The sequence below is a fragment of the Streptomyces sp. NPDC047706 genome (assembly GCF_043204795.1).
GTDB lineage: Bacteria > Actinomycetota > Actinomycetes > Streptomycetales > Streptomycetaceae > Streptomyces.
Genome location: NZ_JBIDCW010000003.1, coordinates 327,331 through 352,927 on the forward strand (window position 1 = coordinate 327,331; position 25,597 = coordinate 352,927).

The 25,597-nt window shown below is 71.0% G+C and carries 16 protein-coding genes and 4 pseudogenes; 11 read left to right on the plus strand and 9 right to left on the minus strand.

The features are described 5' to 3' along the window. Window positions 1-100 precede the first annotated feature (100 nt). A pseudogene (locus ACGF8A_RS05280) lies at window positions 101-635 on the minus strand (TetR/AcrR family transcriptional regulator). Next, window positions 624-1,497: pseudogene (locus tag ACGF8A_RS05285) on the minus strand (MFS transporter); the annotation flags it as partial. The pseudogenes ACGF8A_RS05285 and ACGF8A_RS05280, both read right to left, overlap by 12 nt. Before the next feature lie 206 nt (window positions 1,498-1,703). Here ACGF8A_RS05285 and panB point away from each other — a divergent pair. Further along, window positions 1,704-2,579 (plus strand): 3-methyl-2-oxobutanoate hydroxymethyltransferase, encoded by an 876-nt coding sequence (panB, locus tag ACGF8A_RS05290; RefSeq protein WP_393104400.1) that lies wholly within the window; start codon window positions 1,704-1,706, stop codon window positions 2,577-2,579. 76 nt (window positions 2,580-2,655) lie between these two features. On the opposite strand, the gene ACGF8A_RS05295 is transcribed toward panB, so the two are convergent. Both ACGF8A_RS05295 and ACGF8A_RS05300 read right to left on the minus strand, forming a co-directional pair. Then, window positions 2,656-3,105 (minus strand): VOC family protein, encoded by a 450-nt coding sequence (locus ACGF8A_RS05295; protein WP_393104402.1) that lies wholly within the window; start codon window positions 3,103-3,105, stop codon window positions 2,656-2,658. Continuing rightward, entirely contained in the window at window positions 3,105-3,629 is a 525-nt protein-coding gene (locus tag ACGF8A_RS05300; RefSeq protein ID WP_393104404.1) for a pyridoxamine 5'-phosphate oxidase family protein, read from the minus strand. The genes ACGF8A_RS05295 and ACGF8A_RS05300 overlap by 1 nt, the downstream gene beginning before the upstream one ends. Window positions 3,630-3,759: 130 nt before the next feature. Between ACGF8A_RS05300 and ACGF8A_RS05305 the strand changes: the two genes are divergently transcribed. Continuing rightward, on the plus strand, window positions 3,760-6,753 hold the full coding sequence (locus ACGF8A_RS05305; protein WP_393104406.1) for a bifunctional [glutamine synthetase] adenylyltransferase/[glutamine synthetase]-adenylyl-L-tyrosine phosphorylase: 2,994 nt from the start codon (window positions 3,760-3,762) through the stop codon (window positions 6,751-6,753). A 50-nt stretch (window positions 6,754-6,803) separates the two neighbouring features. Here the strand turns inward: ACGF8A_RS05305 and ACGF8A_RS05310 are convergent, their stop codons facing one another. Both ACGF8A_RS05310 and ACGF8A_RS05315 read right to left on the minus strand, forming a co-directional pair. Continuing rightward, a complete protein-coding gene (locus ACGF8A_RS05310) occupies window positions 6,804-7,655 on the minus strand; it encodes a phosphatase PAP2 family protein (protein WP_393104408.1) in 852 nt (283 codons plus the stop codon). A 130-nt stretch (window positions 7,656-7,785) separates the two neighbouring features. Further along, window positions 7,786-8,820 (minus strand): LacI family DNA-binding transcriptional regulator, encoded by a 1,035-nt coding sequence (locus tag ACGF8A_RS05315; RefSeq protein ID WP_393104410.1) that lies wholly within the window; start codon window positions 8,818-8,820, stop codon window positions 7,786-7,788. A gap of 380 nt (window positions 8,821-9,200) precedes the next feature. Between ACGF8A_RS05315 and ACGF8A_RS05320 the strand changes: the two genes are divergently transcribed. From ACGF8A_RS05320 to ACGF8A_RS05360, 9 genes and pseudogenes are all read left to right on the plus strand, one after another. Continuing rightward, a complete protein-coding gene (locus ACGF8A_RS05320; RefSeq protein ID WP_393104412.1) occupies window positions 9,201-10,469 on the plus strand; it encodes an extracellular solute-binding protein in 1,269 nt (422 codons plus the stop codon). A 109-nt stretch (window positions 10,470-10,578) separates the two neighbouring features. After that, the gene (locus tag ACGF8A_RS05325) at window positions 10,579-11,529 is read left to right on the plus strand and encodes a carbohydrate ABC transporter permease (RefSeq protein ID WP_393104414.1); all 951 of its coding nucleotides are present in this window, start codon (window positions 10,579-10,581) and stop codon (window positions 11,527-11,529) included. A 13-nt stretch (window positions 11,530-11,542) separates the two neighbouring features. After that, the gene (locus ACGF8A_RS05330; RefSeq protein ID WP_393104417.1) at window positions 11,543-12,451 is read left to right on the plus strand and encodes a sugar ABC transporter permease; all 909 of its coding nucleotides are present in this window, start codon (window positions 11,543-11,545) and stop codon (window positions 12,449-12,451) included. A 162-nt stretch (window positions 12,452-12,613) separates the two neighbouring features. Further along, window positions 12,614-14,293, plus strand: a complete 1,680-nt coding sequence (locus tag ACGF8A_RS05335; RefSeq protein WP_393104419.1) for a glycoside hydrolase family 13 protein — start codon at window positions 12,614-12,616, stop codon at window positions 14,291-14,293. Window positions 14,294-14,430: 137 nt separating this feature from the next. Beyond that, window positions 14,431-15,816 (plus strand): alpha-amylase family protein, encoded by a 1,386-nt coding sequence (locus ACGF8A_RS05340; RefSeq protein ID WP_393104421.1) that lies wholly within the window; start codon window positions 14,431-14,433, stop codon window positions 15,814-15,816. A gap of 130 nt (window positions 15,817-15,946) precedes the next feature. Continuing rightward, window positions 15,947-16,225 (plus strand): polyprenyl synthetase, encoded by a 279-nt coding sequence (locus tag ACGF8A_RS05345; RefSeq protein ID WP_393104423.1) that lies wholly within the window; start codon window positions 15,947-15,949, stop codon window positions 16,223-16,225. Beyond that, window positions 16,215-16,613: pseudogene (locus ACGF8A_RS05350) on the plus strand (polyprenyl synthetase family protein); the annotation flags it as partial. The gene ACGF8A_RS05345 and the pseudogene ACGF8A_RS05350, both read left to right, overlap by 11 nt. Window positions 16,614-16,775: 162 nt before the next feature. Continuing rightward, window positions 16,776-22,175 (plus strand): pullulanase-type alpha-1,6-glucosidase, encoded by a 5,400-nt coding sequence (gene pulA, locus ACGF8A_RS05355; protein ID WP_393104426.1) that lies wholly within the window; start codon window positions 16,776-16,778, stop codon window positions 22,173-22,175. A gap of 58 nt (window positions 22,176-22,233) precedes the next feature. Next, window positions 22,234-22,590 (plus strand): 5-carboxymethyl-2-hydroxymuconate Delta-isomerase, encoded by a 357-nt coding sequence (locus ACGF8A_RS05360; protein ID WP_393104429.1) that lies wholly within the window; start codon window positions 22,234-22,236, stop codon window positions 22,588-22,590. A 17-nt stretch (window positions 22,591-22,607) separates the two neighbouring features. Here ACGF8A_RS05360 and ACGF8A_RS05365 read toward each other — a convergent pair whose 3' ends face one another. From ACGF8A_RS05365 to ACGF8A_RS05375, 3 genes and pseudogenes are all read right to left on the minus strand, one after another. Further along, window positions 22,608-23,297: a TetR/AcrR family transcriptional regulator gene (locus ACGF8A_RS05365; protein WP_393104431.1), complete on the minus strand. Its 690-nt coding sequence runs from the start codon at window positions 23,295-23,297 to the stop codon at window positions 22,608-22,610. Window positions 23,298-23,364: 67 nt separating this feature from the next. Beyond that, window positions 23,365-23,490 (minus strand): annotated as a pseudogene (locus ACGF8A_RS05370) (oxidoreductase); the annotation flags it as partial. Between the two features lie 42 nt (window positions 23,491-23,532). Further along, complete coding sequence (locus ACGF8A_RS05375; protein WP_393104433.1) at window positions 23,533-25,452, minus strand: hypothetical protein; 1,920 nt, start codon at window positions 25,450-25,452, stop codon at window positions 23,533-23,535. Between the last annotated feature and the right edge of the window lie 145 nt (window positions 25,453-25,597).

Consider the following 25,597-nt stretch of genomic DNA (forward strand, 5'->3'; position numbering starts at 1 on the left):
TGACGGCCGTACAGGCACTTAGGACGAACAAGTCCGCGCCGGGGGTTCCGCTTTCGGGGGCCTGGAGCGGCGTCTGTGACGAAACGCGCACATTCTCGGGTTACCCCGTGGGTGAGCTGACGGGCCGTAGTCCTTCGAGCACGGTGTCGACGAGCTGTTCCGCGAGGCCTTCGGGGAGTTCGGCGTCGGGGTGCAGCAGCGCGCGGACGAGCATGGGTCCGACGACGATGCCGTGGACGAGTTCCAGGTCGACGTCGGCGCGGAGTTCGCCGCCCTGCTGCCCCGGCGCAGGACGTCCAGGCCGAGGCGGCGGCGGGGTGCGATGACGGCGGTGTGGTACGCGGCCCAGACGCGGGACTCGTCTTCATCTGCGCGTACGCGTTGTGGAGGATCGCCGAGGTGCGATTGGCCGGACCGCGCCGGCGCAGGGCTTCGAGGAGGACCACGAGGTCGTCGCGCAGGGAGGTGCCGGGCAGTTCGGGGTCGGGGGGTTCGGCGGAGCGTACGACGTCGACGAAGAGCTCCTCCTTGCCGCGCCAGCGCCGGTAGATGGTGGCCTTGCCCGCGCCGGCGGTACGGGCGATGCGCTCGACGGACAGCTCGGCCAGGGGGGCGCCGTCCTCGGTCGTCGTCACCTTGTCGCCGGAGCGGTCGACGAGGAGCCGGGCGCGCGGGGCGAAGATTATCTCGATGGAGGGGTGGTCGCTGCGCTTCTCGAAGATCACGAACGCCGTCAGCGCCGCGAGCCCCGCCCCGATGGCCGCCAGCACCGCCGGGTCCGTGAAGTCGGCGAGCCGGCCGCCCTCGATGATGCCGTAGACCAGCAGGACCAGGCCGACGACGGACAGGATCACGCCGACAGGGTCGATCCGGCCGGGGCTGGGGTCGCGGGAGTCGGGACGAGCCACAGCATCAGGCCGACGGCGAGGATCACGATCGGCACGTTGACCAGGAAGACCGAGCCCCACCAGAAGTGGTCGAGCAGCAGCCCGCCGGTGACCGGGCCGATGGCTATGGCGAGGCCGACGCCGCCCGCCCAGACGCCGATCGCCTTGGGCCGCTCGTCCCGCTCGAAGACGTTCATGAGGACGGCGAGCGTGGCCGGCATGACGAAGGCAGCGCCGAGGCCCATCACCGCGCGGAAGGCGACGAGTTCCCCCGGTGAACCGGAGAAGGCGGCGAGCGCGGAGCCGATGCCGAACATCACGAGCCCGCCGAGCGGCACCTTCTTGCGGCCCAGCCGGTCACCGAGCAGGCCGGCGCTGAACAGCAGGCCGGCGAAGACGAGGGTGCAGGCGTTGATCGCCCACTCCAGTTCGCTCCGGGTGGCGCCCAGGCCGGTCGGCGCGGGAGTGGAGATCGTCTTGACGGCGACGCTGAGGATCGAGTTGTCGAGCACACGATCAGCAGCCTCAGCATGAGCACGCCGAGTATGGCCCAGCGGCGCCGGTGCACCGCTTCCGGGACGCGGGTGCCGGAGTCGGCGGGAGTGGTCATGTCCGCGAGCCTAGGGACATACGATACGAGACGGTACCGTATCGGAAAGTCCTTACCTGCCGCCGGGGCACTTCTCACGTGCCCGCGTGCCCCCGGGTGCGCCACGTGACGAGGCCCCCCTAGCCGTGCCTGGCACGAGGTGCCACCATGGAAGCGGTCCGGGGACGCCGTCAGGGCGCCTCGAGATGACGTAAGGAGCCGTTGCAATGACGCAGCTTTCGGCTGCCCAGACTGCGCCGCAGAAGTCCTCCGACGGCAGCAGGGCGCTGTACGGGGGCAAGGGCACCCGCCGTATCACGGTTCGTGACATCACCTCCGCCAAGGAGCGCGGCGAGAAGTGGCCCATGCTCACCGCGTACGACGCGATGACCGCGTCCGTGTTCGACGAGGCGGGCATCCCGGTGATCCTCGTCGGCGACTCGGCGGGCAACTGCCACCTCGGGTACGAGACCACTGTGCCGGTCACCCTCGACGAGATGACCATGCTGTCCGCGGCGGTCGTACGGGGCACCAGCCGCTCCCTGATCGTCGGCGACCTGCCGTTCGGGTCCTACCAGGAGGGGCCGGTGCAGGCGCTGCGCTCGGCGACCCGGCTGGTGAAGGAGGCCGGTGTGCAGGCCGTGAAGCTGGAGGGCGGTGAACGGTCGCACGAGCAGATCCGGCTGCTGGTCGAGTCCGGCATCCCGGTCATGGCCCACATCGGGCTCACCCCCCAGTCCGTCAACGCCATGGGCTACCGGGTGCAGGGGCGCGGCGAGGAGGCGGCGCAGCAGTTGCTGCGGGACGCCAAGGCCGTGCAGGACGCCGGGGCGTTCGCGGTGGTGCTGGAGCTGGTACCGGCGGAGCTCGCGGCCGAGGTGACGCGCACGCTGCACATCCCGACGGTCGGGATCGGCGCGGGCGCCCAGACCGACGCGCAGGTGCTGGTGTGGACCGACATGCTCGGGCTGACCCCCGGACGGGTGCCGAAGTTCGTGAAGCAGTACGCCGACCTGCGCGAGGTCATGGGGGGCGCGGCGAAGGCGTTCGCCGAGGACGTCGTCGGCGGGACGTTCCCCCAGGAGGAGCACTCCGTCCACTGAGCCGTCGCCGCACCACGGGCAGCCCGCCGATCACCCCCCGTCGGCGGGCTGCCGTCGTCCGTGCCGGGCCCGGGCGTTACCGCTGCCGGCCCGCCAGGTCCCGCAGCACCTGGTGCAAGGGGTCCGTGGCGCGCCGGCGGTACTCCTGGACGGACCAGCCGTTGCCGTCGGGGTCCTTGAAGTACATGAAGGTGGCGCCGTCGTCGGGGGCGTACTGGACGGGCTCGGAGACCTCAAGGCCCCGCTCGACCAGTTCCGCGCGGGCCGCCTTGATGTCGGCGACGCAGAGCTGCAGGCCCTGGTAGGAGCCGGGCTCGGGTTTCGTCTCGCCCTGGGCCATGTCCCAGATGCTGTCGCCCAGGGCGATCGAGCAGCCGGATCCCGGGGGAGTGAGCTGGACGATCCGCATGCCCGGCATGACCTCCTGGTCGATGTCGACGTGGAAGCCGACCTTGTCCCGGTAGAAGTCGCGGGCCCGGTCGATGTCGCTCACCGGCAGCGGAATCACTTCGAGAGTGAAGTCCATCAATGCTCCTCCAGGTCGAAACGCCAACGCGTCTGGCTGAACGGCTCCCCCTTACCGAAGCCGAAAACGGTGCGCGGCGCCACCGAAAAGACATAAGCGGGCCCCGCCCCGTGGTGGAAGCATCCGTCCCGTACCGCGAAGCGCCAGAACTCGCCGTACTTCGCCTCCCAGGCCGCCGCCAGTTCGCGCAGCCGGCCGTCGTCGGTCACCCGGGCCGCCTCGCCCTCCACGACCAGGTCGTAGCCCTTGTCCCAGGTGCTGGTGCCGGTGGTCAGGACCACGTGCGCGTTCCGGGCGAGGTTGCGGGCCTTGCGCTCCTGCGGGCCGGTGCAGAAGTGCAGCGCCCCGGCCGACCAGACCGCGGGCAGCGGCGTCACATGCGGCCGTCCGTCCGGACGTACCGTCGAGATCCAGAACAGCTCGGCCGTCTCGAGCAGCGCCTCGGCCTCGGGCCAGGGCGTCGCGGTGGCCGTCTCGTCGCTGTAGCGCGCGTCCAGCCGGGTCTGGGGTCGCTTGCCGGTCATGAGCTGCCTCCTGCCACGGTCTGCGTCGAAGGTGCAGACCCCGCTCGACGCCGGAACTCATCGGCGCCCCGCACCGGCGGGCCGGTTAGGCTCGGCTCGTACCACGCTGATCCGGACGGGAGGGCGCAGGATGACGCCGGGGCGCAGAAGCAGTACCTTCACGCGGCTGCTGCGGCACGGCTTCACCGACCCGTCCGGCGCCGAGCACCTGCTGGAGAGCACCGGGCTCGGCGCCGTCCGTGACGATCCCGTGCTGCTGGACGCGCTGGGCGCCACCGCCGACCCCGACCTCGCGCTGCACGGCCTGGTACGACTGCTGGAGGCGCAGCCCGACGCCACCGCGCGCCGCGAACTGCTCGACACCCTCACGGCCTCCAAGCCCCTGCGCGACCGGCTCCTCGGAGTGCTCGGCGCCTCCGACGCCCTCGCCGACCACCTGGCGCGGCACTCGGGCGACTGGCAGGCGCTGGTCACGTACGAGCCGCGGGACCTGCACCGGGGGGTCGCGGAGTTCGAGCGGGGGCTGGCCGAGGCGGCCGACCCGGTCGCGCTGCGCGTCGCCTACCGGCGCTGTCTGCTGTCCATCGCCGCCCGTGACGTGTGCGGCACGATCGACGTCGAGGAGAGCGCGGCCGAGCTCGCGGACCTGGCCACCGCGACCCTGCGCCGCGCCCTCGCCCTGGCGTCGCAAGCCGCGCCCGCGGACGCCGCGGTGAGCCGGCTCGCGGTGATCGCGATGGGCAAGTGCGGTGGTCACGAGCTCAATTACGTCTCCGACGTGGACGTGATCTTCGTCGGGGAGGCCGCCGAGGGCGCCGACGAGGGCAAGGCCCTGCAGGCCGCCACCCGGCTCGCCTCGCACATGATGCGGATCTGCTCGGAGACGACCGTCGAGGGCTCCATCTGGCCGGTGGACGCCAACCTCCGCCCGGAGGGCAGAAACGGCCCGCTGGTGCGCACGCTCAGCAGCCACCTCGCCTACTACCAGCGCTGGGCCAAGACCTGGGAGTTCCAGGCCCTGCTCAAGGCCCGGCCGGTCGCCGGCGACCTCGAGCTCGGCGCGCAGTACGTCGCCGCCGTGGGCCCCCTGGTGTGGCAGGCCGCCGAACGCGAGAACTTCGTCGCCGATGTGCAGAAGATGCGGCGCCGGGTGGTCGAGAACATCCCCGTCGCCGAGATCGAGCGCGAGCTCAAGCTCGGGCCGGGCGGTCTGCGTGACGTCGAGTTCGCCGTGCAGCTGCTGCAGTTGGTGCACGGACGGGCGGACGCCTCGCTGCACAGCGGTTCCACCCTGAAGGCCCTGCGGGCGCTGGCCGCGGGTGGCTACGTGGGCCGCGCCGACGCCACGCAGCTGGAGGACGCCTACCGCTTCCTGCGCTCCATGGAACACCGCATCCAGCTCTCCCGGCTGCGCCGCACCCACCTCGTCCCCGAGGCCGAGGCCGACCAGCGGCGCCTGGGCCGCTCGCTGGGCCTGCGCGCCGATCCGGTCGCCGAGCTGAACCGCGAGTGGAAGCGGCACGCCACCGTCGTACGCCGCCTGCACGAGAAGCTCTTCTACCGGCCACTGCTCGACGCGGTCGCCCAACTCGCCCCCGGTGAGGCGCGGCTGAGTCCCGAGGCGGCACGCGAGCGGTTCGTCGCACTCGGGTACGCCGACCCCGCCGCGGCGCTGCGGCATCTGGAGGCGCTGGCGTCCGGCGTCAGCCGCAAGGCGGCGATCCAGCGGACCCTGCTGCCGGTGCTGCTCGGCTGGTTCGCGGACTCCGCCGACCCGGACGCCGGACTGCTCAACTTCCGCAACGTGTCCGACGCGTTGGGCAAGACGCCGTGGTATCTGCGCCTGCTGCGCGACGAGGGCGCGGCGGCGGAGAACCTCGCCCGCGTGCTGTCCGCCGGGCGGCTCGCCCCCGACCTGCTGATGCGCGCCCCCGAGGCGGTGGCGCTGCTGGGCGACGGGGACGGCGGGGGACTTGAGCCACGCCCGCGGGCCCAGCTGGAGCAGGAGATCCTCGCGGCGGTCGGCCGGGCCGACGGCGGCGAGCAGGCGGTCGCCGCGGCCCGTGGCGTTCGCCGGCGTGAGCTGTTCCGTACGGCCGCCGCGGACATCGTCGGCTCCTACGGCACCGAGGCCCAGCCCGCCGAGGCGGACCAGGGCGAGCTGGTCGACCTCGTCGGCGGCGCCGTGTCCGACCTGACGGCGGCGACCCTGGCGGGGACGCTGCGGGCGGTGGTGCGGGACGGCTGGGGGGACACCCTGCCGACCCGGTTCACCGTGATCGGGATGGGCCGGTTCGGCGGGCACGAGCTGGGCTACGGCTCCGACGCGGACGTGCTGTTCGTGCACGAGCCGCGAGAGGGCGCCGACGAGCGGGAGGCGTCCGACGCGGCGAACCGGGTCGTGTCCGAGATGCGCCGGCTGCTGCAGCTGCCGAGCGCCGATCCGCCGCTGCTGATCGACGCCGACCTGCGGCCGGAGGGCAAGACGGGACCGCTGGTGCGCACCCTGAAGTCGTACGAGGCCTACTACCGCCGCTGGTCGCTGGTCTGGGAATCGCAGGCCCTGCTCCGCGCCGAGCCGGTCGCCGGCGACGAGGACCTGGGCCGCCGCTACGTCGAGCTGATCGACCCGCTGCGCTACCCGGAGCACGGGCTCGCGGACGAGGCCGTGCGGGAGATCCGGCGGCTGAAGGCCCGTATGGAGTCGGAGCGGCTGCCCCGGGGCGCCGACCCCAAGCTGCACACCAAGATCGGACCGGGCGGGCTGTCCGACGTGGAGTGGACCGTGCAGCTGCTGCAACTGCGGCACGGGTACGAGCTGCCGGGGCTGCGCACCACCCGGACCCGCGAGGCCCTGGCGGCGGCGCGGGAGGCCGGGCTGATCTCCCCCGAGGACGCCGGGACCCTGGACGAGGCGTGGGTGCTCGCCACGCGCGTGCGCAACGCCGTGATGCTGGTGCGCGGACGTGCCGGGGACACCTTCCCCTCGCATGCGCGGGAGCTCGCGGCGGTGGGGCGCTACCTGGGGTACGGGCCGGGCCACGTGGGCGACATGCTCGACGCGTACCGGCGCACGGCACGGCGGGCCCGGACAGTGGTGGACTCGCTGTTCTACGAGGGATAGGCAGGGCCCGGTCGCCGGGCGGGCCCCCGCACCCACGGGCCTGAAGAACCCTAGGCCTGCTTCGGCACCAGCGGCCTGCCCTGCGGGACCACCCGGGGCAGGGCGTGCGGCAGCGCGCCGTACCACGCGCGTGCCACGCCGTAGCCGAAGGCGAGGCAGAGCATGCCGCCCAGGGCGTCCAGCCAGAAGTGGTTGGCGGTGGCCACGATGACCACGAGCGTGAGCGTCGGGTAGAGCAGGCCCAGCATCCGGGCCCACGGCACCGTCGCCAGTGCGAAGATCGTCAGCCCGCACCACAGGGACCAGCCGATGTGCATGGACGGCATCGCGGCGTACTGGTTGGACATGCTCTTCAGGTCGCCGGAAGCCATCGAACCCCACGTCTGGTGCACCATGACCGTGTCGACGAAGTGTCCGCCGTTCATCAGCCGGGGCGGGGCGAGCGGATACAGGTAGTAACCGACGAGCGCCACGCCCGTCGTCGCGAACAGCACCATGCGGGTCGCCGCGTAGCGGCCGGGATGACCACGGTAGAGCCATACGAGGACACCGAGCGTGACCACGAAGTGCAGTGTCGCGTAGTAGTAGTTCATGCCGACGATGAGCCAAGTCACCGAGTTCGCGGCATGGTTGACGGACTGCTCGACGGCGATGCCCAGGACCTGCTCGGCCTTCCAGATCCAGTCCGCGTTGCGCAGCGCCTCGGCCTTCTGCTCCGGAACCGCGTTGCGGATCAAGGAGTAGGTCCAGTAACTCACCGCGATCAACAGGATCTCGAACCACAGCCGAGGCCGGCGCGGAGTCCGCAGCCGGCGCAGGAAACCCGCCCCCATGTCGTCCGCGACGGGGTACGGAACGGCCTCTGCCCGGCCCTCCGGTGTCGTCACGGTCGTCTCACCCATGGGCACAGAGTCTGCCAGAAAAGCGAACGCGGTCCGATCATCCCCAGGTGGGGTTCAGCACGTACGTTCTACGACTCAGCCAGGCGCCCGCCTCGTCCCCGCGTATCAGGTGGGGCGGCGGCCGTCCGCCTCAGGGACGATTCCGGTCACCGGGGGCGGAAGCGGTGGAACCGCGCACCACCAGCTCGGGCATGAACACGAACTCGCTGTGCGGCGCCGGCGTCCCGCCGACCTCCTCGAGCAGCGTACGCACCGCCGCCTGGCCCATCGCCGGGACCGGCTTGCGGACGGTGGTCAGGGGTGGGTCGGTGAAGGCGATCAGCGGGGAGTCGTCGAAGCCCACGACCGAGATGTCCGTCGGGACCTGAAGGCCCTGCTGCCGGGCCGCCCGTATGGCGCCGAGGGCCATCATGTCGCTGGCGCACACCACCGCCGTGCAGTCCCGGGCGATGAGGGCCGTGGCGGCGGCCTGGCCGCCCTCCAGGGTGTACAGCGAGTGCTGCACGAGCTCCGCCTCGACGGTCTCCGGGTTCAGGCCCAGCTGGTCCTGCACGGCACGGACGAACCCCTCGATCTTGCGCTGCACCGGGACGAACCGTTTCGGGCCCAGGGCCAGGCCGATCCGGGTGTGGCCGAGGGAGGCGAGATGGGTGACCGCCAGCGTCATCGCCGCCCGGTCGTCGGGCGAGATGAAGGGCGCCTGCACCTTCGGGGAGAACCCGTCCACCAGCACGAAGGGCACGCCCTGGGCGCGCAGCTGCTCGTAGCGCTGCATGTCGGCGGTGGTGTCGGCGTGCAGTCCGGAGACGTAGATGATGCCGGCCACGCCGCGGTCGACCAGCATCTCGGTCAGCTCGTCCTCGGTGGAGCCGCCGGGGGTCTGGGTGGCCAGCACCGGTGTGTAGCCCTGCCGGGTCAGTGCCTGGCCGATGACCTGCGCCAGGGCCGGGAATATCGGGTTCTCCAGCTCCGGCGTGATCAGGCCGACCAGGCCCGCGCTGCGCTGGCGCAGCCGCACCGGGCGCTCGTAGCCGAGCACGTCGAGCGCGGCCAGCACGGACTGGCGGGTGGTGGAGGCGACGCCGGGCTTCCCGTTGAGGACGCGGCTGACGGTCGCTTCGCTCACCCCCGCCTGAGCAGCGATGTCGGCAAGCCGTGTGGTCACGGCACTGGACTGTACCGGCCGTATGTCGCCTTGCACACCAATCGGACGCCGGGTACGGGCGGTTGACCGGCGCGCTGCGGGTTGCTGCGGCATGGCGTCCCTTCGTGACGTGGATGGCAAGAGCTTGCAGAGTCTTGCACAACACGGTCCGTGCCCGCTCAACCCCGTAGAACAACGGTTTCACAGCGGTCGACGAGAGGTCACGCGCGGATAACTTCGGTGATGCCTTGCACTTTTTTGCTGCAAGGTCTTTCGCAACGCTTACATCGCTGTTACGTTCACGGTCGCCCGGCGGCGGCAACGGCGCAGTCGGTAAGTCGACAGGGGCGGTAGACGGGACCTTCCCCTGCAACACGGGCTTTCACCCTCAAGGAGAACTCATGCGGCGTGGCATAGCGGCCACCGCGCTGGTGGCGTCCCTCGCCCTCGCGGCGACGGCCTGCGGCGGAGACGACAGCGGCGACTCGGCCGACGGCCCGGTCACCCTCACCTGGTGGGACACCTCCAACGCGACCAACGAGGCGCCGACGTACCAGGCCTTGGTCAAGGAGTTCGAGGCCGCCAACAAGGACATCAAGGTCAAGTACGTCAACGTCCCCTTCGACCAGGCGCAGAACAAGTTCGACACGGCGGCCGGCTCCAAGGGCGCCCCGGACATCCTGCGCTCCGAGGTCGGCTGGACGCCCGCCTTCGCGAAGAAGGGCTACTTCCTGCCGCTGGACGGCACCGAGGCCCTCGCCGACCAGGACAAGTTCCAGTCCAGCCTGATCGAGCAGGCCAAGTACGAGGGCAAGACCTACGGCGTGCCCTTCACCACCGACACGCTCGCGCTGGTCTACAACAAGGAGCTCTTCGCCGAGGCCGGCGTCGAGGCCCCCAAGACCTGGGACGACCTGAAGAAGGCCGCGGCCACCATCAAGACCAAGACCGGGGTGGACGGCTACTGGGGCTCCACCCAGGCCTACTACGCCCAGTCCTTCCTCTACGGCGAGGGCACCGACACCGTCGACGCCGAGGCCAAGAAGATCACGGTGAAGTCGCCCGAGGCCAGGAAGGCCTACGCGACCTGGCAGAGCCTGTTCGAGGGCAAGGGCCTGCACAAGGCCGACACCACCGCCGACGCCTACGCCCACATCCAGGACGCGTTCGTCAACGGCAAGGTCGCCGCGATCATCCAGGGCCCCTGGGAGATCACCAACTTCTACAAGGGCTCCGCGTTCAAGGACAAGGAGAACCTGGGCATCGCCTCCGTCCCGGCCGGCTCCACCGGCAAGGCGGGCGCCCCGACCGGCGGCCACAACCTCTCCGTGTACGCCGGCTCCGACGAGGCCCACCAGAAGGCCGCGCTGAAGTTCGTCAACTTCATGACCTCGGCGAAGGCCCAGGAGACCATCGCCCTGAAGAACAACACGCTGCCCACCCGCGACGACGCCTACACCGCCGAGGTCAAGGCCGACCCGGGCATCGCCGGCTACCAGGGCGTCCTCGCCGCGGCCCAGCCGCGCCCCGCGCTGCCGGAGTACAGCTCGCTGTGGGGGCCGCTCGACGACGAGCTGCTCGCCGTCGCCGGCGGCAAGAAGTCCCTGGACGAGGGGTTGAGCAGCGCCGAGACCTCCATCGCCAAGCTGGTGCCGGACTTCAGCAAGTGACCGCCGGGTGGCCGCCGGGTCCGCCGTCCCTGGGGGGGACGGACCCGGCGGCCACCGGCCTGTGCGTCATGCCCCTCGATCCGCAGACCCACACGAAGGTTGTCGAACCATGACAGTCGCCGTCCAGCGCCTGAGGCGCAGCTACCAGCGGTACTGGTACGCCTACGCGATGATCACCCCCGTGGTCGTCGTGCTCGGCGTCCTGGTGCTGTATCCGCTCGCGTACGGGTTCTACCTGACGCTCACGGACGCCAACAGCCTCAACACGGCGCGCACGATCGGCGTCAACGAGATCGCGGCCACCTACAAGTTCATCGGTTTCGACAACTACGCCGACATCCTGTGGGGAGAAACCGCGTACGACCGCTTCTGGTCGCACTTCATCTGGACGATCGTGTGGACGGCCGCCTGTGTCGGCCTGCACTACTCCATCGGACTGGGTCTTGCCCTGCTGCTCAACCAGAAGCTGCGCGGGCGCACCTTCTACCGGCTGATCCTGGTCCTGCCGTGGGCCGTGCCCACGTTCGTCACCGTCTTCGGCTGGCGTTTCATGCTCGCCGACGGCGGCGTCATCAACTCGGCGCTGGAATTCCTGCACCTGCCGACGCCGCTGTGGCTGGAGGACACCTTCTGGCAGCGGTTCGCCGCGATCATGGTCAACACCTGGTGCGGTGTGCCGTTCATGATGGTCTCGCTGCTCGGCGGACTCCAGTCGATCGACCGCACGCTGTACGAGGCGGCCGAGATGGACGGCGCGAACGCCTGGCAGCGCTTCCGGTACGTCACCCTGCCCGGCCTCAGGTCGGTCAGCTCCACCGTCGTCCTGCTCGGCGTGATCTGGACCTTCAACCAGTTCGCGGTGATCTTCCTGCTGTTCGGCACCACTGCGCCGGATGCCCAGATTCTCGTCACCTGGGCGTACTACCTCGGCTTCGGTCAGCAGCCGCGCGACTTCGCACAGTCCGCCGCCTACGGCATCCTGCTGCTGGCCATCCTGATCGTCTTCACCTCCGTCTACCGCCGCTGGCTGAACCGCAATGACCAGCAGCTCGCGATCTGAGGCAGGAGTCCCCATGAGCACCACGACCGTCCAGAAGTCCGCCACCGCGGACCAGGCCCCCGCCTCCGCCCCGCGGCGCGCCACGCGCCGGCGCGGCGGGCGCGGCCTCGCCGGGACCCTCGCCTCGCACGGCATCCTGACCGTCGCAAGCCTGATCGCGCTCTTCCCGATCGCCTGGCTGGTCTTCCTGTCCCTCGGTCCGGACAAGGACGACTATCTGCACCCCGGGCGCATCTGGGGGAAGATGACGTTCGAGAACTACTCGTACGTCCTGACCGAGACGAACTTCTTCGACTGGCTGAAGAGTTCGCTGGTCGTCTCCCTGGGCACCACGTTCATCGGCGTGATCATCGCCGCCACCACGGGCTACGCGGTGTCCCGGATGCGCTTCCCGGGCTACCGGAAGTTCATGTGGGTGCTGCTGGTGACCCAGATGTTCCCGATCGCCGTGCTGATCGTGCCGATGTACCAGATCCTGTCGGAGCTCCAGCTCATCGACACCTACCTCGGTCTGATCCTCGTCTACTGCTCCACCGCCGTGCCGTACTGCGCCTGGCTGCTCAAGGGGTACTTCGACACCATCCCCTTCGAGATCGACGAGGCGGGACGCGTCGACGGGCTGTCGCCGTTCGGCACCTTCCTGCGGCTGATCCTGCCGCTGGCCCGGCCGGGCCTGGCGGTGGCGGCGTTCTACAGCTTCATCACCGCCTTCGGCGAGGTCGCCTTCGCCACCACGTTCCTGCTGGACGACGAGAAGTACACGTTCGCCGTCGGCCTGCAGAGCTTCGTGAGCGAGCACGACGCCCAGCGGAACCTGATGGCCGCCACCGCGGTGCTCATCGCGATACCGGTGTCCGCGTTCTTCTACCTCGTGCAGAAGAACCTGGTGACCGGACTCACCGCCGGTGGCACCAAGGGCTGACGCCCCTCACCCGAGACCCCCGCGCCCGGTTCGGTGCGGGTGGCGGCCGCGGTGCCTCTCCGACCCCGCCGGCACCGCGGCCGCCTCGTCACCCCGGCCCACCCCGCCCTCCGCCGTACCCACGCCTGAACGACCTCAAGTCGGTTACACATCAAGGACGCCATGAGCCAGCACACTGCCGACCCGGCACCGAACTCCGCCGTCGCCACCGTCGCCAAGCGCCGCGACTGGTGGCGGGACGCGGTGATCTACCAGGTCTATCCGCGCAGCTTCGCCGACAGCAACGGCGACGGCATGGGTGACCTGGAAGGCGTACGCTCCCGCCTCCCCTATCTGCGCGACCTCGGCGTGGACGCCGTGTGGCTGAGTCCCTTCTACGCCTCCCCGCAGGCCGACGCCGGATACGACGTCGCCGACTACCGCGCCGTCGACCCCATGTTCGGCAGCCTCCTGGACGCCGACGCGCTGATCCGCGACGCGCACGCGCTGGGCCTGCGGATCATCGTCGACCTGGTGCCCAACCACTCCTCCGACCAGCACGAGTGGTTCCGGCGCGCCGTCGCCGAGGGCCCCGGCTCCCCGCTGCGCGAGCGCTACCACTTCCGCCCCGGCAAGGGGACGGAGGGCGAACTGCCGCCCAACGACTGGGAGTCGATCTTCGGTGGCCCCGCCTGGACGCGGGTGACCGAGCCGGACGGCACGCCCGGCGAGTGGTACCTGCACCTCTTCGCGCCTGAGCAGCCCGACTTCAACTGGGAGCACCCGGCCGTCGGCGACGAGTTCCGCTCCATCCTGCGCTTCTGGCTGGACATGGGCGTGGACGGCTTCCGCATCGACGTCGCCCACGGCCTGGTGAAGGCCGAGGGCCTGCCCGACCTGGGATCCCACGAGCAGCTGAAGCTGCTGGGCAACGATGTCATGCCGTTCTTCGACCAGGACGGTGTGCACGAGGTCTACCGGCAGTGGCGGCTGGTCCTCGACGAGTATGCCGGCGAGCGCATCTTCGTCGCCGAGGCGTGGACCCCGACCGTCGAGCGCACCGCCAACTACGTCCGCCCCGACGAGCTGCACCAGGCCTTCAACTTCCAGTACCTCAGCACGTCCTGGGACGCCGAGGAGCTGCGCACGGTCATCGACCGCACCCTGGAGGCGATGCGCCCGGTCGGCGCCCCCGCCACCTGGGTGCTGTCGAACCACGACGTCACCCGGCACGCCACCCGCTTCGCCAACCCGCCGGGCCTCGGCACCCAGATCCGCGAGGCCGGCGACCGTGAGCTGGGTCTGAAGCGGGCGCGGGCGGCCACGCTGCTGATGCTGGCGCTGCCCGGCTCGGCGTACATCTACCAGGGCGAGGAACTGGGCCTGCCGGACGTCGTGGACCTGCCGGACGAGGTGCGCCAGGACCCGGCGTACTTCCGTGGCGCGGGGCAGGACGGCTTCCGTGACGGCTGCCGGGTGCCGATCCCCTGGACGCGCACCGGATCCTCGTACGGCTTCGGCAGCGGGGGCAGCTGGCTCCCGCAGCCCCGGGAGTGGGGCGAGCTGAGCGTGGCGGCGCAGGACGGGGTGGCCGGTTCGACGCTGGAGCTGTACCGGGCGGCGCTGGCCGTCCGGCGGCGGCAGGCCGACCTGGGCGCGGGGGAGGCGGTCGAGTGGCTCAAGGCGCCCGAGGGTGTGCTCGCCTTCCGGCGGGGGGAGTTCGTCTGCGTCGCGAACACGGGCGGGGAGTCGGTGACGACCCCGGCGTACGGCCGGCTGCTGCTCACCAGCGGTGAGGTGTGCGAGGCGGACGGCGAGGTGAAGGTGCCGGCCGACACCACGGTGTGGTGGACGGCTTCCTGAAAGCCGTCCCGCAAGATTTTGCATTGAACTTCGTACGGCCCGCTGCCCTTTCGGGCGGCGGGCCTTTAACATTCCCGTCACCGCAAGATGGCTGAAAGTTTTCAGCAAGAGCCTTCAACGGTGAAGGAACCCCACACATGGCACGCAGAACCCTTCCCTGGGCGGCCGCCCTGGCAGCCGCCGCCACCGCGTCCGCCCTTGTCATGCACCCGACTGAGGCGCAGGCCTCGCCGCCCGGCACCAAGGACGTCACCGCCGTCCTGTTCGAGTGGAACTTCGCCTCGGTCGCCCGCGAGTGCACCAGCACCCTCGGCCCCGCAGGCTACGGCTACGTACAGGTCTCCCCGCCCGCCGAGCACATACAGGGCGCCCAGTGGTGGACCTCGTACCAGCCGGTCAGCTACAAGATCGCCGGGCGCCTGGGCGACCGTACGGCCTTCCAGAACATGGTCAACACCTGCCACGCGGCGGGCGTCAAGGTGGTCGTCGACACGGTCATCAACCACATGTCGGCCGGCAGCGGCACCGGCACCGGCGGCTCGTCGTACACGAAGTACGACTACCCCGGCCTGTACTCGTCCTTCGACTTCGACAACTGCACGGCCCAGATCACCAACTACCAGGACCGCTGGAACGTCCAGCACTGCGAACTGGTCGGCCTCGCCGACCTGGACACGGGAGAGGAGTACGTCCGCGGGGCCATCGCCAAGTACATGAACGACCTGCTCTCCCTCGGCGTCGACGGCTTCCGCGTCGACGCCGCCAAGCACATGCCGGCGGCCGACCTGGCGAACATCAAGTCCCGCCTGAGCAACCCGTCGGCCTACTGGAAGCAGGAGGTCATCTTCGGCAGCGGAGAGGCCGTCCAGCCGACGGAGTACACCGGCAACGGAGACGTCCAGGAGTTCCGCTACGCCTACGACCTCAAGCGCGTCTTCAACAACGAGAACCTCGCCTACCTCAAGAACTTCGGCGAGGGCTGGGGGTACATGAGCAGCGGCGTCTCCGGTGTCTTCGTCGACAACCACGACACCGAGCGCAACGGCTCCACGCTGAGCTACAAGGACAACGCCAACTACACGCTGGCCAACGTCTTCATGCTGGCCTGGCCCTACGGTGCGCCCGACATCAACTCCGGCTACGAGTTCACCGACCACGACGCCGGGCCGCCGAACGGCGGACGGGTGGACGCCTGCTGGCAGAACGGCTGGAAGTGCCAGCACGCCTGGCCGGAGATCCAGCGCATGGTCGCCTTCCGCAACGCCACGCGGGGCCAGTCGGTGACCAACTGGTGGGACAACGGCGGCGACGCGATCGCCTTCGGCCGGGGCAACAAGGGCTTCGTGGCGATCAACCACGAGTCCGGATCCCTGACCCGGACGTACCAGACGTCGCTGCCGGCGGGGTCGTACTGCAACGTCCAGAACAACACCACGGTGACGGTGAACGGCTCCGGCCAGCTCACCGCGACCCTGGGCGCCAACACCGCGCTGGCGGTGCACACGGGCAGGCGGAGCTGCTGAGCACGATCCGTACGGACATACGGCTCTTCACCCGGTCGGGAGTTCCTCCACTCCCATGACCGGGGTGTCCTGATGCTGGTACGGGCGGCGTACGACCGGCGCCGCCCGTACCTGCTGGGTGGGGAGTGGCATGACGAGGGAAGCGGGACGCGGCGGGGGACCGGAGGATCGGGCGGTACTGCTGGTGGCAGGCCTGGCCGATCTGGCGGTGAGCACCATGAGCTCGGCCCTGGGGACGGTCCGGGGGCTGTTGCGCCGCTCGGACACCGCCGCACTGGCGGCCGACACCGAGCACGACCTGCTGGCGCGGGGACGCCTGGTCCTGGACCGGTACACGGCCGTCCCCCCGGCCCATCTGGAGATCCTGGCCCGGCACGCCCAGGCGCGACGGACCGCCGATGACAGCTGACCGGTGGGAACCGGCCGCCTTCCGGTCCCGCGTCGACGAGGCCCTGCGTCTCTTCGTCGCCCGGGAGGCCGAGCAGTTCGCCGCGATCGATCCGGCCCTCGGCCCGGTGGCCGACCAGCTGGAGGCGGCGGTCGCGGACGGCAAGCGGCTGCGGGCGGCCTTCTGCTACTGGGGCTGGCGCGCGGCGGGACAGCCCGACAGCGACGCACTGGTACGGGCGGCGGCCTCCATGGAGCTGGTGCATGCCGCCGCGGTCGTGCACGACGACCTCATCGACGACAGTCCGCTGCGGCACGGCCGGCCCACCGCGCACATCGCGCTGCGCGGTGCCGTACGCCGTCGCCCCCGCGGCGCCGCCGCCGCGAGGTCGCTGGCGATGCTGGTGGGGCAGGCCCGCGCTGAAACTTCTTGCTAAGCGTTTCAACACTCTTGCTGTAAACCTTTCGTCGGCGATACGGTCGCGCCGGGCGCCCGGCGAAGGAGCCGTGCCGCGGCGCAGGGGTCGGACCCGAGGACTCAAGAGAGCCGCAACCGCAAGGAGTTCACGCTCGTGATACCGAGTTGGCCGGCGCCCCGCAGGCGCCGTACCGCCCATGCCCGACGGGTCGCGGCCGTCACCGTGGCCGCGCTCGCCGCGGCGCTGGTGCAGCCCCTAGCCGCCCGGGCGGCCGCCCCGCCCCCGCCGCCGCCGGACGCGAAGCTCGCCGCTGAGCCCGCACGGCACGACCTGACCCGTGAGCAGTTCTACTTCGTTCTGCCGGACCGCTTCGCCAACGGCGACAAGCGCAACGACCGGGGCGGACTGACCGGTTCACGGCTCGCGACCGGTTACGACCCGACCGACAAGGGCTTCTACCAGGGCGGCGATCTGAAGGGCCTGACCCGGAAGCTCGACTACATCAAGGGCCTCGGCACCACCGCCATCTGGCTCGCCCCGATCTTCAAGAACCAGCCGGTGCAGGGCGAGGGCGACAACGCCTCGGCCGGCTACCACGGTTACTGGATCACCGACTTCACCCAGGTCGACCCGCACTTCGGCACCAACGAGGACCTGGAGACCCTCATCGACAAGGCCCACGCCAAGGGCATGAAGGTCTTCTTCGACGTCATCACCAACCACACCGCCGACGTCGTCGACTACGAGGAGAAGTCCTACGACTACCTCTCCAAGGGTGCCTTCCCGTACCTGACCGAGGACGGCGAGCCCTTCGACGACGCCGGCCACGCGGACGGCGGGCGGGACTTCCCCGAGGTCGGCAAGGGCTCGTTCCCGCGCACGCCCGTCGTCCCCGACGCCAAGCGGAACCTCAAGGTCCCTTCCTGGCTCAACGACCCGTCGATGTACCACAACCGCGGCGACTCCACCTGGGCCGGCGAGTCCGCCACGTACGGCGACTTCGTGGGTCTGGACGACCTGTGGACCGAGCGCCCCGAGGTCGTCGAGGGCATGGAGAAGATCTACCAGCGGTGGGTCAGGGACTTCGACATCGACGGCTTCCGGATCGACACCGTCAAGCACGTCAACATGGAGTTCTGGACCCAGTGGGCCACCGCCCTCGACTCCTACGCGGCGAAGCGGGGCCGGGACGACTTCTTCATGTTCGGCGAGGTGTACTCGGCGGACACGTCCGTCACGTCCCCGTACGTCACCCAGGGCCGCCTAGACTCCACGCTCGACTTCCCCTTCCAGGACGCGGCCCGCGCCTACGCCTCCCAGGGCGGCAGCGCCGAGCGGCTCGCCTCGGTATTCGGTGACGACTACAAGTACACGACCGGCACGGCCAACGCGTACGAGCAGGTCACCTTCCTCGGCAACCACGACATGGGCCGCATCGGGACCTTCCTGAAGCAGGACAACCCCGGAGCGAGCGACGCCGAGCTGGTCAGGAAGGCCGGGCTCGCCAACGAGCTGATGTTCCTCAGCCGTGGCAACCCGGTGGTCTACTACGGCGACGAGCAGGGCTTCACCGGCGCGGGCGGCGACAAGGACGCCCGCCAGACGATGTTCGCCTCGACCGCCGCCGACTACCTCGACGACGACCAGCTCGGCACCGACCGCACGCACGCGGTCGACGCCTACGACACCGGAGCACCGCTCTACCGCCAGATCAGTGCTCTGGCGAAGCTGCGCAAGGCCCATCCCGCCCTCGCCGACGGAGTCCAGACCGAGCGGTACGCCGCCGACGGCCCCGGCGTCTACGCCGTCACCCGCACCGACACCAGGACCGGCACCGAGTACGTCGTCGCCTTCAACAATGCCGGCGAGGCGAAGAGGACCACCTTCCCGACCGACTCCCCGGACACCACCTTCCGCGCACTCCACGGCACCGAGTCCGCGGCGAGGACGGCCGCCGACGGGAAGCTCACCGTCACCGTCCCGGCCGGTTCGGCGATCGTCCTGAAGGCGGCCGGTGCACCCGCCGCGCCCGCCACCAAGCCGGCGATCACCCTCGACGCCCCCGCCCCCGGCGCCACCGGCACGGTCGAAGTCACCGCCGATGTCGACGGCGGCGCCCGCAACCGCGTCGTCTTCGCCGCCCAGACCGGCACCGGCAAGTGGCGCACCCTCGGTTCCGCCGACCACGCCCCCTACAAGGTCACGCACACCATCGGCAAGGACGTGGAGCCCGGCACCGCCCTGCGCTACAAGGCGGTCGTCGTCGACTCCGGCGGCCGCACCGCGAGCGCCCTGGCGGCCTCCACCACCGGCACCCCGCCCGTCGAGCAGCCCCCCACCGCCACCTCCCGCGACTACGCGATCGTCCACTACCACCGCCCGGACGGGAACTACGCCGACTGGGGCCTGTACGCCTGGGGCGACCTCGCCGACGGCGAGTCGACCACCTGGCCCGACAGCCACCCCTTCACCGGCCGCGACGCCTACGGCGCCTTCGCCTACGTCAAGCTCAAGCCCGGCGCCTCGACCATCGGTTTCCTCGTCATCGACAAGGACGGCGACAAGGACGTCGCCGCCGACCGCACGATCGACCTGAGCGAGACCGGCGAGGTCTGGATCGAGCAGGGCAAGGAGACCGTCCGCACGGAACGCCCCGAGTACCCGGCTCAGGACAAGTCCAGGGCCGTGCTCCACTACCACCGCGCCGACGGCAGCTACGACGGCTGGGGGATGCACGTCTGGACGGGCGCCGAGCAGCCCACCGACTGGTCCAAGCCCCTGATGCCGGTGGAGACCGACTCCTATGGCGCGGTCTTCGAGGTACCGCTCACCGAGGGTGCCACCAGCCTCAGCTACATCGTCCACAAGGGCGACGAGAAGGATCTGGCCAACGACCAGAGCCTCGACCTCAAGGCGAACGGCCACGAGGTGTGGCTCTTGAGCGGCCAGGAGAAGTACCTGCTCCCGCAGCCGGCGGGCAGCGCGGCCGCGCTCGACCTGACGGCCTCCAAGGCGATCTGGATCGACGGGAACACGGTGGCCTGGAACGGTTCTGACGCGGCCGCGTCCACCCAGCTGCTGTACTCGCGCGACGGCGCGATCAAGGCCGAGAACGGCACGCTCACCGGCGACGCCAAGTGGCTGCGCCTGACCAGGAGCGCCCTGACCGAAGCCCAGAAGGCGAAGTTCCCCCACCTGAAGGACCACACCGCCTGGTCCGTCGACCCACGGGACCGCGACCGGGTCCGTGAGGCCCTGCGCGGCCAGCTCGTCGCCTCCCAGCGCGCCGCGAACGGCGCCGTGCTCGCCGCCACGGGCGTCCAGATCGCCGGCGTGCTCGACGACCTGTACGACGCGACCAAGGCGAAGCTCGGCCCGGCGTTCCACAAGGGCCGGCCGACGCTGTCCGTCTGGGCGCCCACGGCCCAGAGCGTCTCCCTGGAACTGGACGGCACCCTCAGGCCGATGCGGCGCGATCACACCACCGGCGTCTGGTCCGTCACCGGCCCCGCGTCCTGGAAGAACAAGCCCTACCGGTACGTCGTGAAGGTCTGGGCCCCCGGCGTCCGCGAAATCGTCACCAACAAGGTCACCGATCCCTACTCGCTCGCCCTCACCGCCGACTCCGAGCGCAGCCTGCTCACCGACCTCGGCGACCGCACCCTCGCCCCCGCCGGCTGGACGTCACTGCGCAAGCCCCGGGCCGTACCGCTGAGGGACGCGCAGATCCAGGAGCTGCACATCCGGGACTTCTCCGTAGAGGACCGCACCGCCCGGTATCCCGGGACCTACCTCGCCTTCACCGACAAGGCGAGCGACGGCAGCAGGCACCTGCGCAAGCTCGCCGAGTCCGGCACCTCGTACGTGCATCTGCTGCCGGCCTTCGACATCGCCACCATCCCCGAACGCCGCGAGGACCAGGCGGAGGCCGGCTGCGACCTCGCCTCCTTCCCGGCGGACTCGGAGCGCCAGCAGGAGTGCGTCTCGGCGATCGCCGCCCGTGACGCCTACAACTGGGGCTACGACCCGTACCACTACACCGTCCCGGAGGGTTCCTACGCCACGGACCCGGACGGCACCGCGCGCACCGTCGAGTTCCGCAGGATGGTCAAGGCCCTCAACGAGGACGGCCTGCGGGTCGTCATGGACGTCGTCTACAACCACACCGCGGCCAGTGGCCAGGCCCGCACCTCGGTCCTCGACCGGATCGTGCCCGGCTACTACCAGCGGCTGCTCGCGGACGGCTCGGTCGCGAACAGCACCTGCTGCGCCAACACCGCGCCCGAGAACGCCATGATGGGCAAGCTCGTCGTCGACTCGGTCGTCACCTGGGCCAGGCAGTACAAGGTGGACGGCTTCCGCTTCGACCTCATGGGCCACCACCCGAAGGCCAACATCCTCGCCGTCCGCAAGGCCCTCGACGCGCTCACCCTCGAGCGGGACGGCGTGAACGGCAAGGAGATCATCCTCTACGGCGAGGGCTGGAACTTCGGCGAGATCGCCGACGACGCCCGCTTCGAGCAGGCCACGCAGAAGAACATGGCCGGCACCGGGATCGCCACGTTCTCCGACCGGGCCCGTGACGCCGTGCGCGGCGGCGGTCCCTTCGACGAGGACCCCGGCGTCCAGGGCTTCGCGTCGGGCCTCTACACCGAGCCCAACTCCTCGGCGACGGGCGGCACCCCGGCCGAGCAGAGGGCCCGCCTGCTGCACTACCAGGACCTCATCAAGGTGGGGCTGTCCGGCAACCTCGCCGGATACCGCTTCACCGACACCAGCGGCAAGCAGGTCAAGGGCTCGGAGGTCGACTACAACGGTCAGCCGGCCGGATACGCGGCCGTCCCGGGCGACGCCCTCGCCTACGCGGACGCCCACGACAACGAAACCCTGTTCGACGCCCTCGCCTTCAAGCTGCCGGCCGGCACGAGCGCGGCCGACCGGGCCCGGATGCAGGTGCTCGCGATGGCCACGGCCACCCTCTCGCAGGGACCGTCGCTGTCCCAGGCCGGCACCGATCTGCTGCGCTCCAAGTCGCTGGACCGCAACTCCTACGACAGCGGTGACTGGTTCAACGCCGTCCACTGGAACTGCGCCGACGGCAACGGGTTCGGACGCGGGCTGCCGCCGGCCGCCGACAACCGCGCGAAGTGGCCGTACGCCAAGCCGCTGCTGGGCTCGGTCGGCGTCGGGTGCGCCCAGATCGAGGGGGCGTCGGCGGCCTACCGTGATCTGCTGAAGATCCGCACGACGGAGCAGGCCTTCTCCCTCGGCACGGCCGGGCAGGTCCAGGAGCAGCTCTCCTTCCCGCTGTCCGGCACCGGCGAGACGCCCGGCGTGATCACCATGCGCCTCGGTGACCTGGTCGTCGTGTTCAACGCGACGCCGGAGCGCCGCGAGCAGCGGGTCGCCGCGCTCGCCGGGAGCGGCTACCGGCTGCACCCGGTGCAGGCGGGGGGCGCCGACGCGGTGGTCAAGGGGGCGTCGTACGAGGCCGGCGGCGGCACGTTCGCCGTACCGGGGCGGACGGTCGCCGTGTTCACCCGGGCGGGCTGACCGCCGGCTGCGGTTAGGGTGCTCCTGTCCCCCGCACAGCAGGAGCACAGGAGCACCCATGCCGCAGATCACCGTCGACTACTCCGCGACGCTGGCGGGCGACTTCGACCGGCCCGCGTTCGCGCGGGCGCTGCACACCGCGGTCGTGGAGATCGCGGCCGCGAAGCCGCCGTCCTGCAAGACGCAGTTCCGCCGGGCCGAGGACACCGCGGTCGGGGACGAGACCGAGGGGCACGCGGTCGTGCACGTCACGCTCGGACTGCTGGCCGGCCGCAGCGAGGACACCAAGGCCCGGCTGACCGGGGCCGTACTCGAACTCCTGCGCCGGCACGTGAAGCCGGCCGGGGGCCTCGCCCTGCACGCTTCCGCCGAGGTGCGCGACCTCGACCCGTCGTACCGCAAGCTCGACGGCTGAGCAGGGGGCCAATACCCCTAGGAAGCCAGCGCGATCAGGCGGGCCGCCAGGTCGGTGAAGGGGCCGTCCATCGGTTCGTCCTTCAGCACCCGGCGGATCAGCGTGGCCGTCTCCTCGTCGTACGTCGCGCTCACCGCGGCCAGCGCGGCGAAGTCGTTGACGAGCTGGGCCTCCAGCTCGTCGCGCGGGATGCGCCGGCCGTCCAGCCAGATCAGCGCCGTGGACTCGGCCAGTGAGATCCAGGAGCGAACGACCAGTTCCAGCCGCGCGGGCGGGTCCGTGATGCCGAGATGCGACATGATCTGGTCGTACGCGGCCTGCCGTACCGCGTCGATGAGCGCGTTGGTCCGCGACGAGCCGACGGCCGGACCGCCCCGCATCAACGCCGAGAAACCGGGGCCGTGGTCGTCCACGAAGTCGAAGAAGCGGTGCATCACCCGCCGCAGCCGGGCCCCGAGGGGACCCTCGTGCGGTTCGACGAACCGGCCCGCCAGATCGTCCGCCGCCCGCTGCAACGCGGCTTCGTACAGGCTGAGTTTGCCCGGGAAGTAGTGATAGACGAGCGGGCGTGAGATGCCCGCCGCGGCGGCTATCTCGTCGATGGAGACCTCGTCGGGAGAGCGGCGGCTGAACAGTTCGAGGGCCACGCCGATCAACTGCTGCCGCCGCTCCTCGACACCCATTCTGCGGCGAACCCCGGTAGACATACGAACACCTTACCGATCGGATCCGGCCTCGAACGGACAGGACCGATCCAGGTACTCGTGGAGCCATTCACATATCCAGCACAAGTCTTTCACTTCGCGCCCGCGAGACACAGATCAGCATCGCCTCGCCCCGCTCCCCGTCGGTCAGCGACTCGTCCCGGTGGTCGACCTCGCCCTCCAGCACCGCCTGTCGGCGCGGAACCCTTGTGCGGCGACTTGTTGACGCCGGTGTCAGCTAGCGCAGGCCGTCGATCGTCCGCCCGTCCGTGAGGGTCGCCTTCAGCCCGGCCTGCGCGCCCTGCTTCGCCTTCGCGGCCAGGAGATTGCCCTGGGCGGTCTGCCGCACGCCGCCCGTGGCACTGATCGACGCGGTGTCCCGGCTGCCCGCCGCCAGCAGGTACCAGGACCCCGCGGCGGACTTCCACAGCACCCCGGCCAGCACCTGAGGATCGCGCGCCCCGCACGCCGCCACGTTCTCGGCCTTCGCGGCGACCGCCCCGTACTTCCCGCCCGGCGTGTGGAACTGCGCCTGCACCCGCTCGCCGCCGCCCCGCCAGGTCTCCCCGCGCGTGCACACCCACGCCGCCGTGCCGCTCGCGTCGGGCAGCGGCTGGTCGGCGTACTGCCAGGCGTTGACCGACCGCACTCCGTGCCCGCGCAGGTCTCCCAGGGAGCAGCCGAACGGAGCCCAGGTGCGCAGCGCCTCCGACCCCGCCGCGTCGTGCGCCGCGCCCGGCCGTCCCGTGGTGAGACGGGCGGGGACCAGCTCGCCGAGGTCCGTCATCAGCCGCGTACCGGCGTCGTCGGTGATCTGCAGGACGTTCCAGGACGTGCAGGCGCCGGTCTGGGTGGCGGGGCTGGCCAGCGCTGCGGTGATGCCGTCCTTCAGGGCGAGGTCCATGGCGCCGGAGCCCGGCTTCAGCAGGTCCCGCTCGGCCGCCTTCTTCACCCATGGCGCCGTCAGGTAGCGGACGTTGCCGTCGGTCCGGTTCAGCACCACCGCGTTCGACTCGATCCGGCTCGCGCCGTCGGCACGGGCGAAGTCGAGGGCGGCGCCCGCCGTGCCGTCCTTCGGCTCGGCGTAGCGGGCGATGCGCAGACCGTCGTAGAAGATCACCACGCGCGCGTTGTCGACCAGTCCGGCGAACAGCAGCTGCGGCGGCCCGGCCGGGCCGCCGGACGGGGTGCCGGGGGTCGCCGAGACCTGGACCGTCCCGCCCGGGCGTGCCCAGACGGCGAGGGCACGGCGCAGCAGCGCGCGATCGGTGGTGAGGTCGCCGCGTGCGGGCCAGACCGAGAAGTCGGTGCGCGTGGCGGACTGCCAGGCGACGGGGGAGACCTTCACCAGCCTGCCCGGGTCGAGTGCGGCCTCGGCCGCCGGGTTCTGCGCGTAGGGCGGTGCCGCGGCGCCGTCGGGACCCCAGCCGTCGCCGGGGAGGAGGAGCAGCGCCCCGCACACGGCGGCGGCCGCGGCGGCGGCGAGCGCGGCCTTCAGGTGCTGGCGGCGGCGCATCAGATCGGTGGGCCTGGCCTGCAACGAACAGGGGTCGAACTCGGGGGAGTCGAGCAGCGGGTACCGCGCGGGGACGCCGTCGGCCTCCTGGAGGGCGCCGTCCGGGTCGGCGACGCCGGCGGTGCGCAGGACATGGTGGACGTCGCTGTCGGGCAGCCGCTCCAGTCCCCGCAGGACGAAGGCGGCGCGGGCGGGCGCGGAGAGCGCGGACAGCTGCTGGTCCAGAGCGAGTTCGTCGGCGCCGCCCGAGCGCGGGAACAGCCGCAGGCCCCACACCTGGGGGAGCAGCGGCGGCAGCTGGGAGCGCTTGGGCCAGGCCTTGCGCCGCAGCGGCAGGCCCGCCTCCAGTGCCGTACGCAGCACCTGGAGGCGGACGAAGGCGTAGCCGGGATCGCCGTCGCGGCCGGTGGACTGGGCCGGGATGACGGACGCCGCGGCGCGGCCGCGGGGCAGCGCGCGCTGGGTGAGGGCGTGCGCCGTCAGCACCCGGCGGTTGCGGCCCAGGGCGGGCGGCAGGACCAGGTAGGCGAGGCGGACCAGCCGCGGATAGTGCTCGACGAGCGCGGCCTCGGCCTGCTCGACGTCGACGACCGGGGCGGAAGCGGAAGACGTGGGGCGCGGGGCGACATCCTGTGACTGCACGTTCAGCAGAACGAGCGAATGGGCGGTTGGTCACCGCACACGGGTGAGTGGCCTCCGGGGGTTGACGAAGGGCCGGCGAACAGGCGCAGCGGGCGGCATTGAGCACGGCGTCCGCCGGAGCCGTATCGAACTGAGGCGCAGGTGC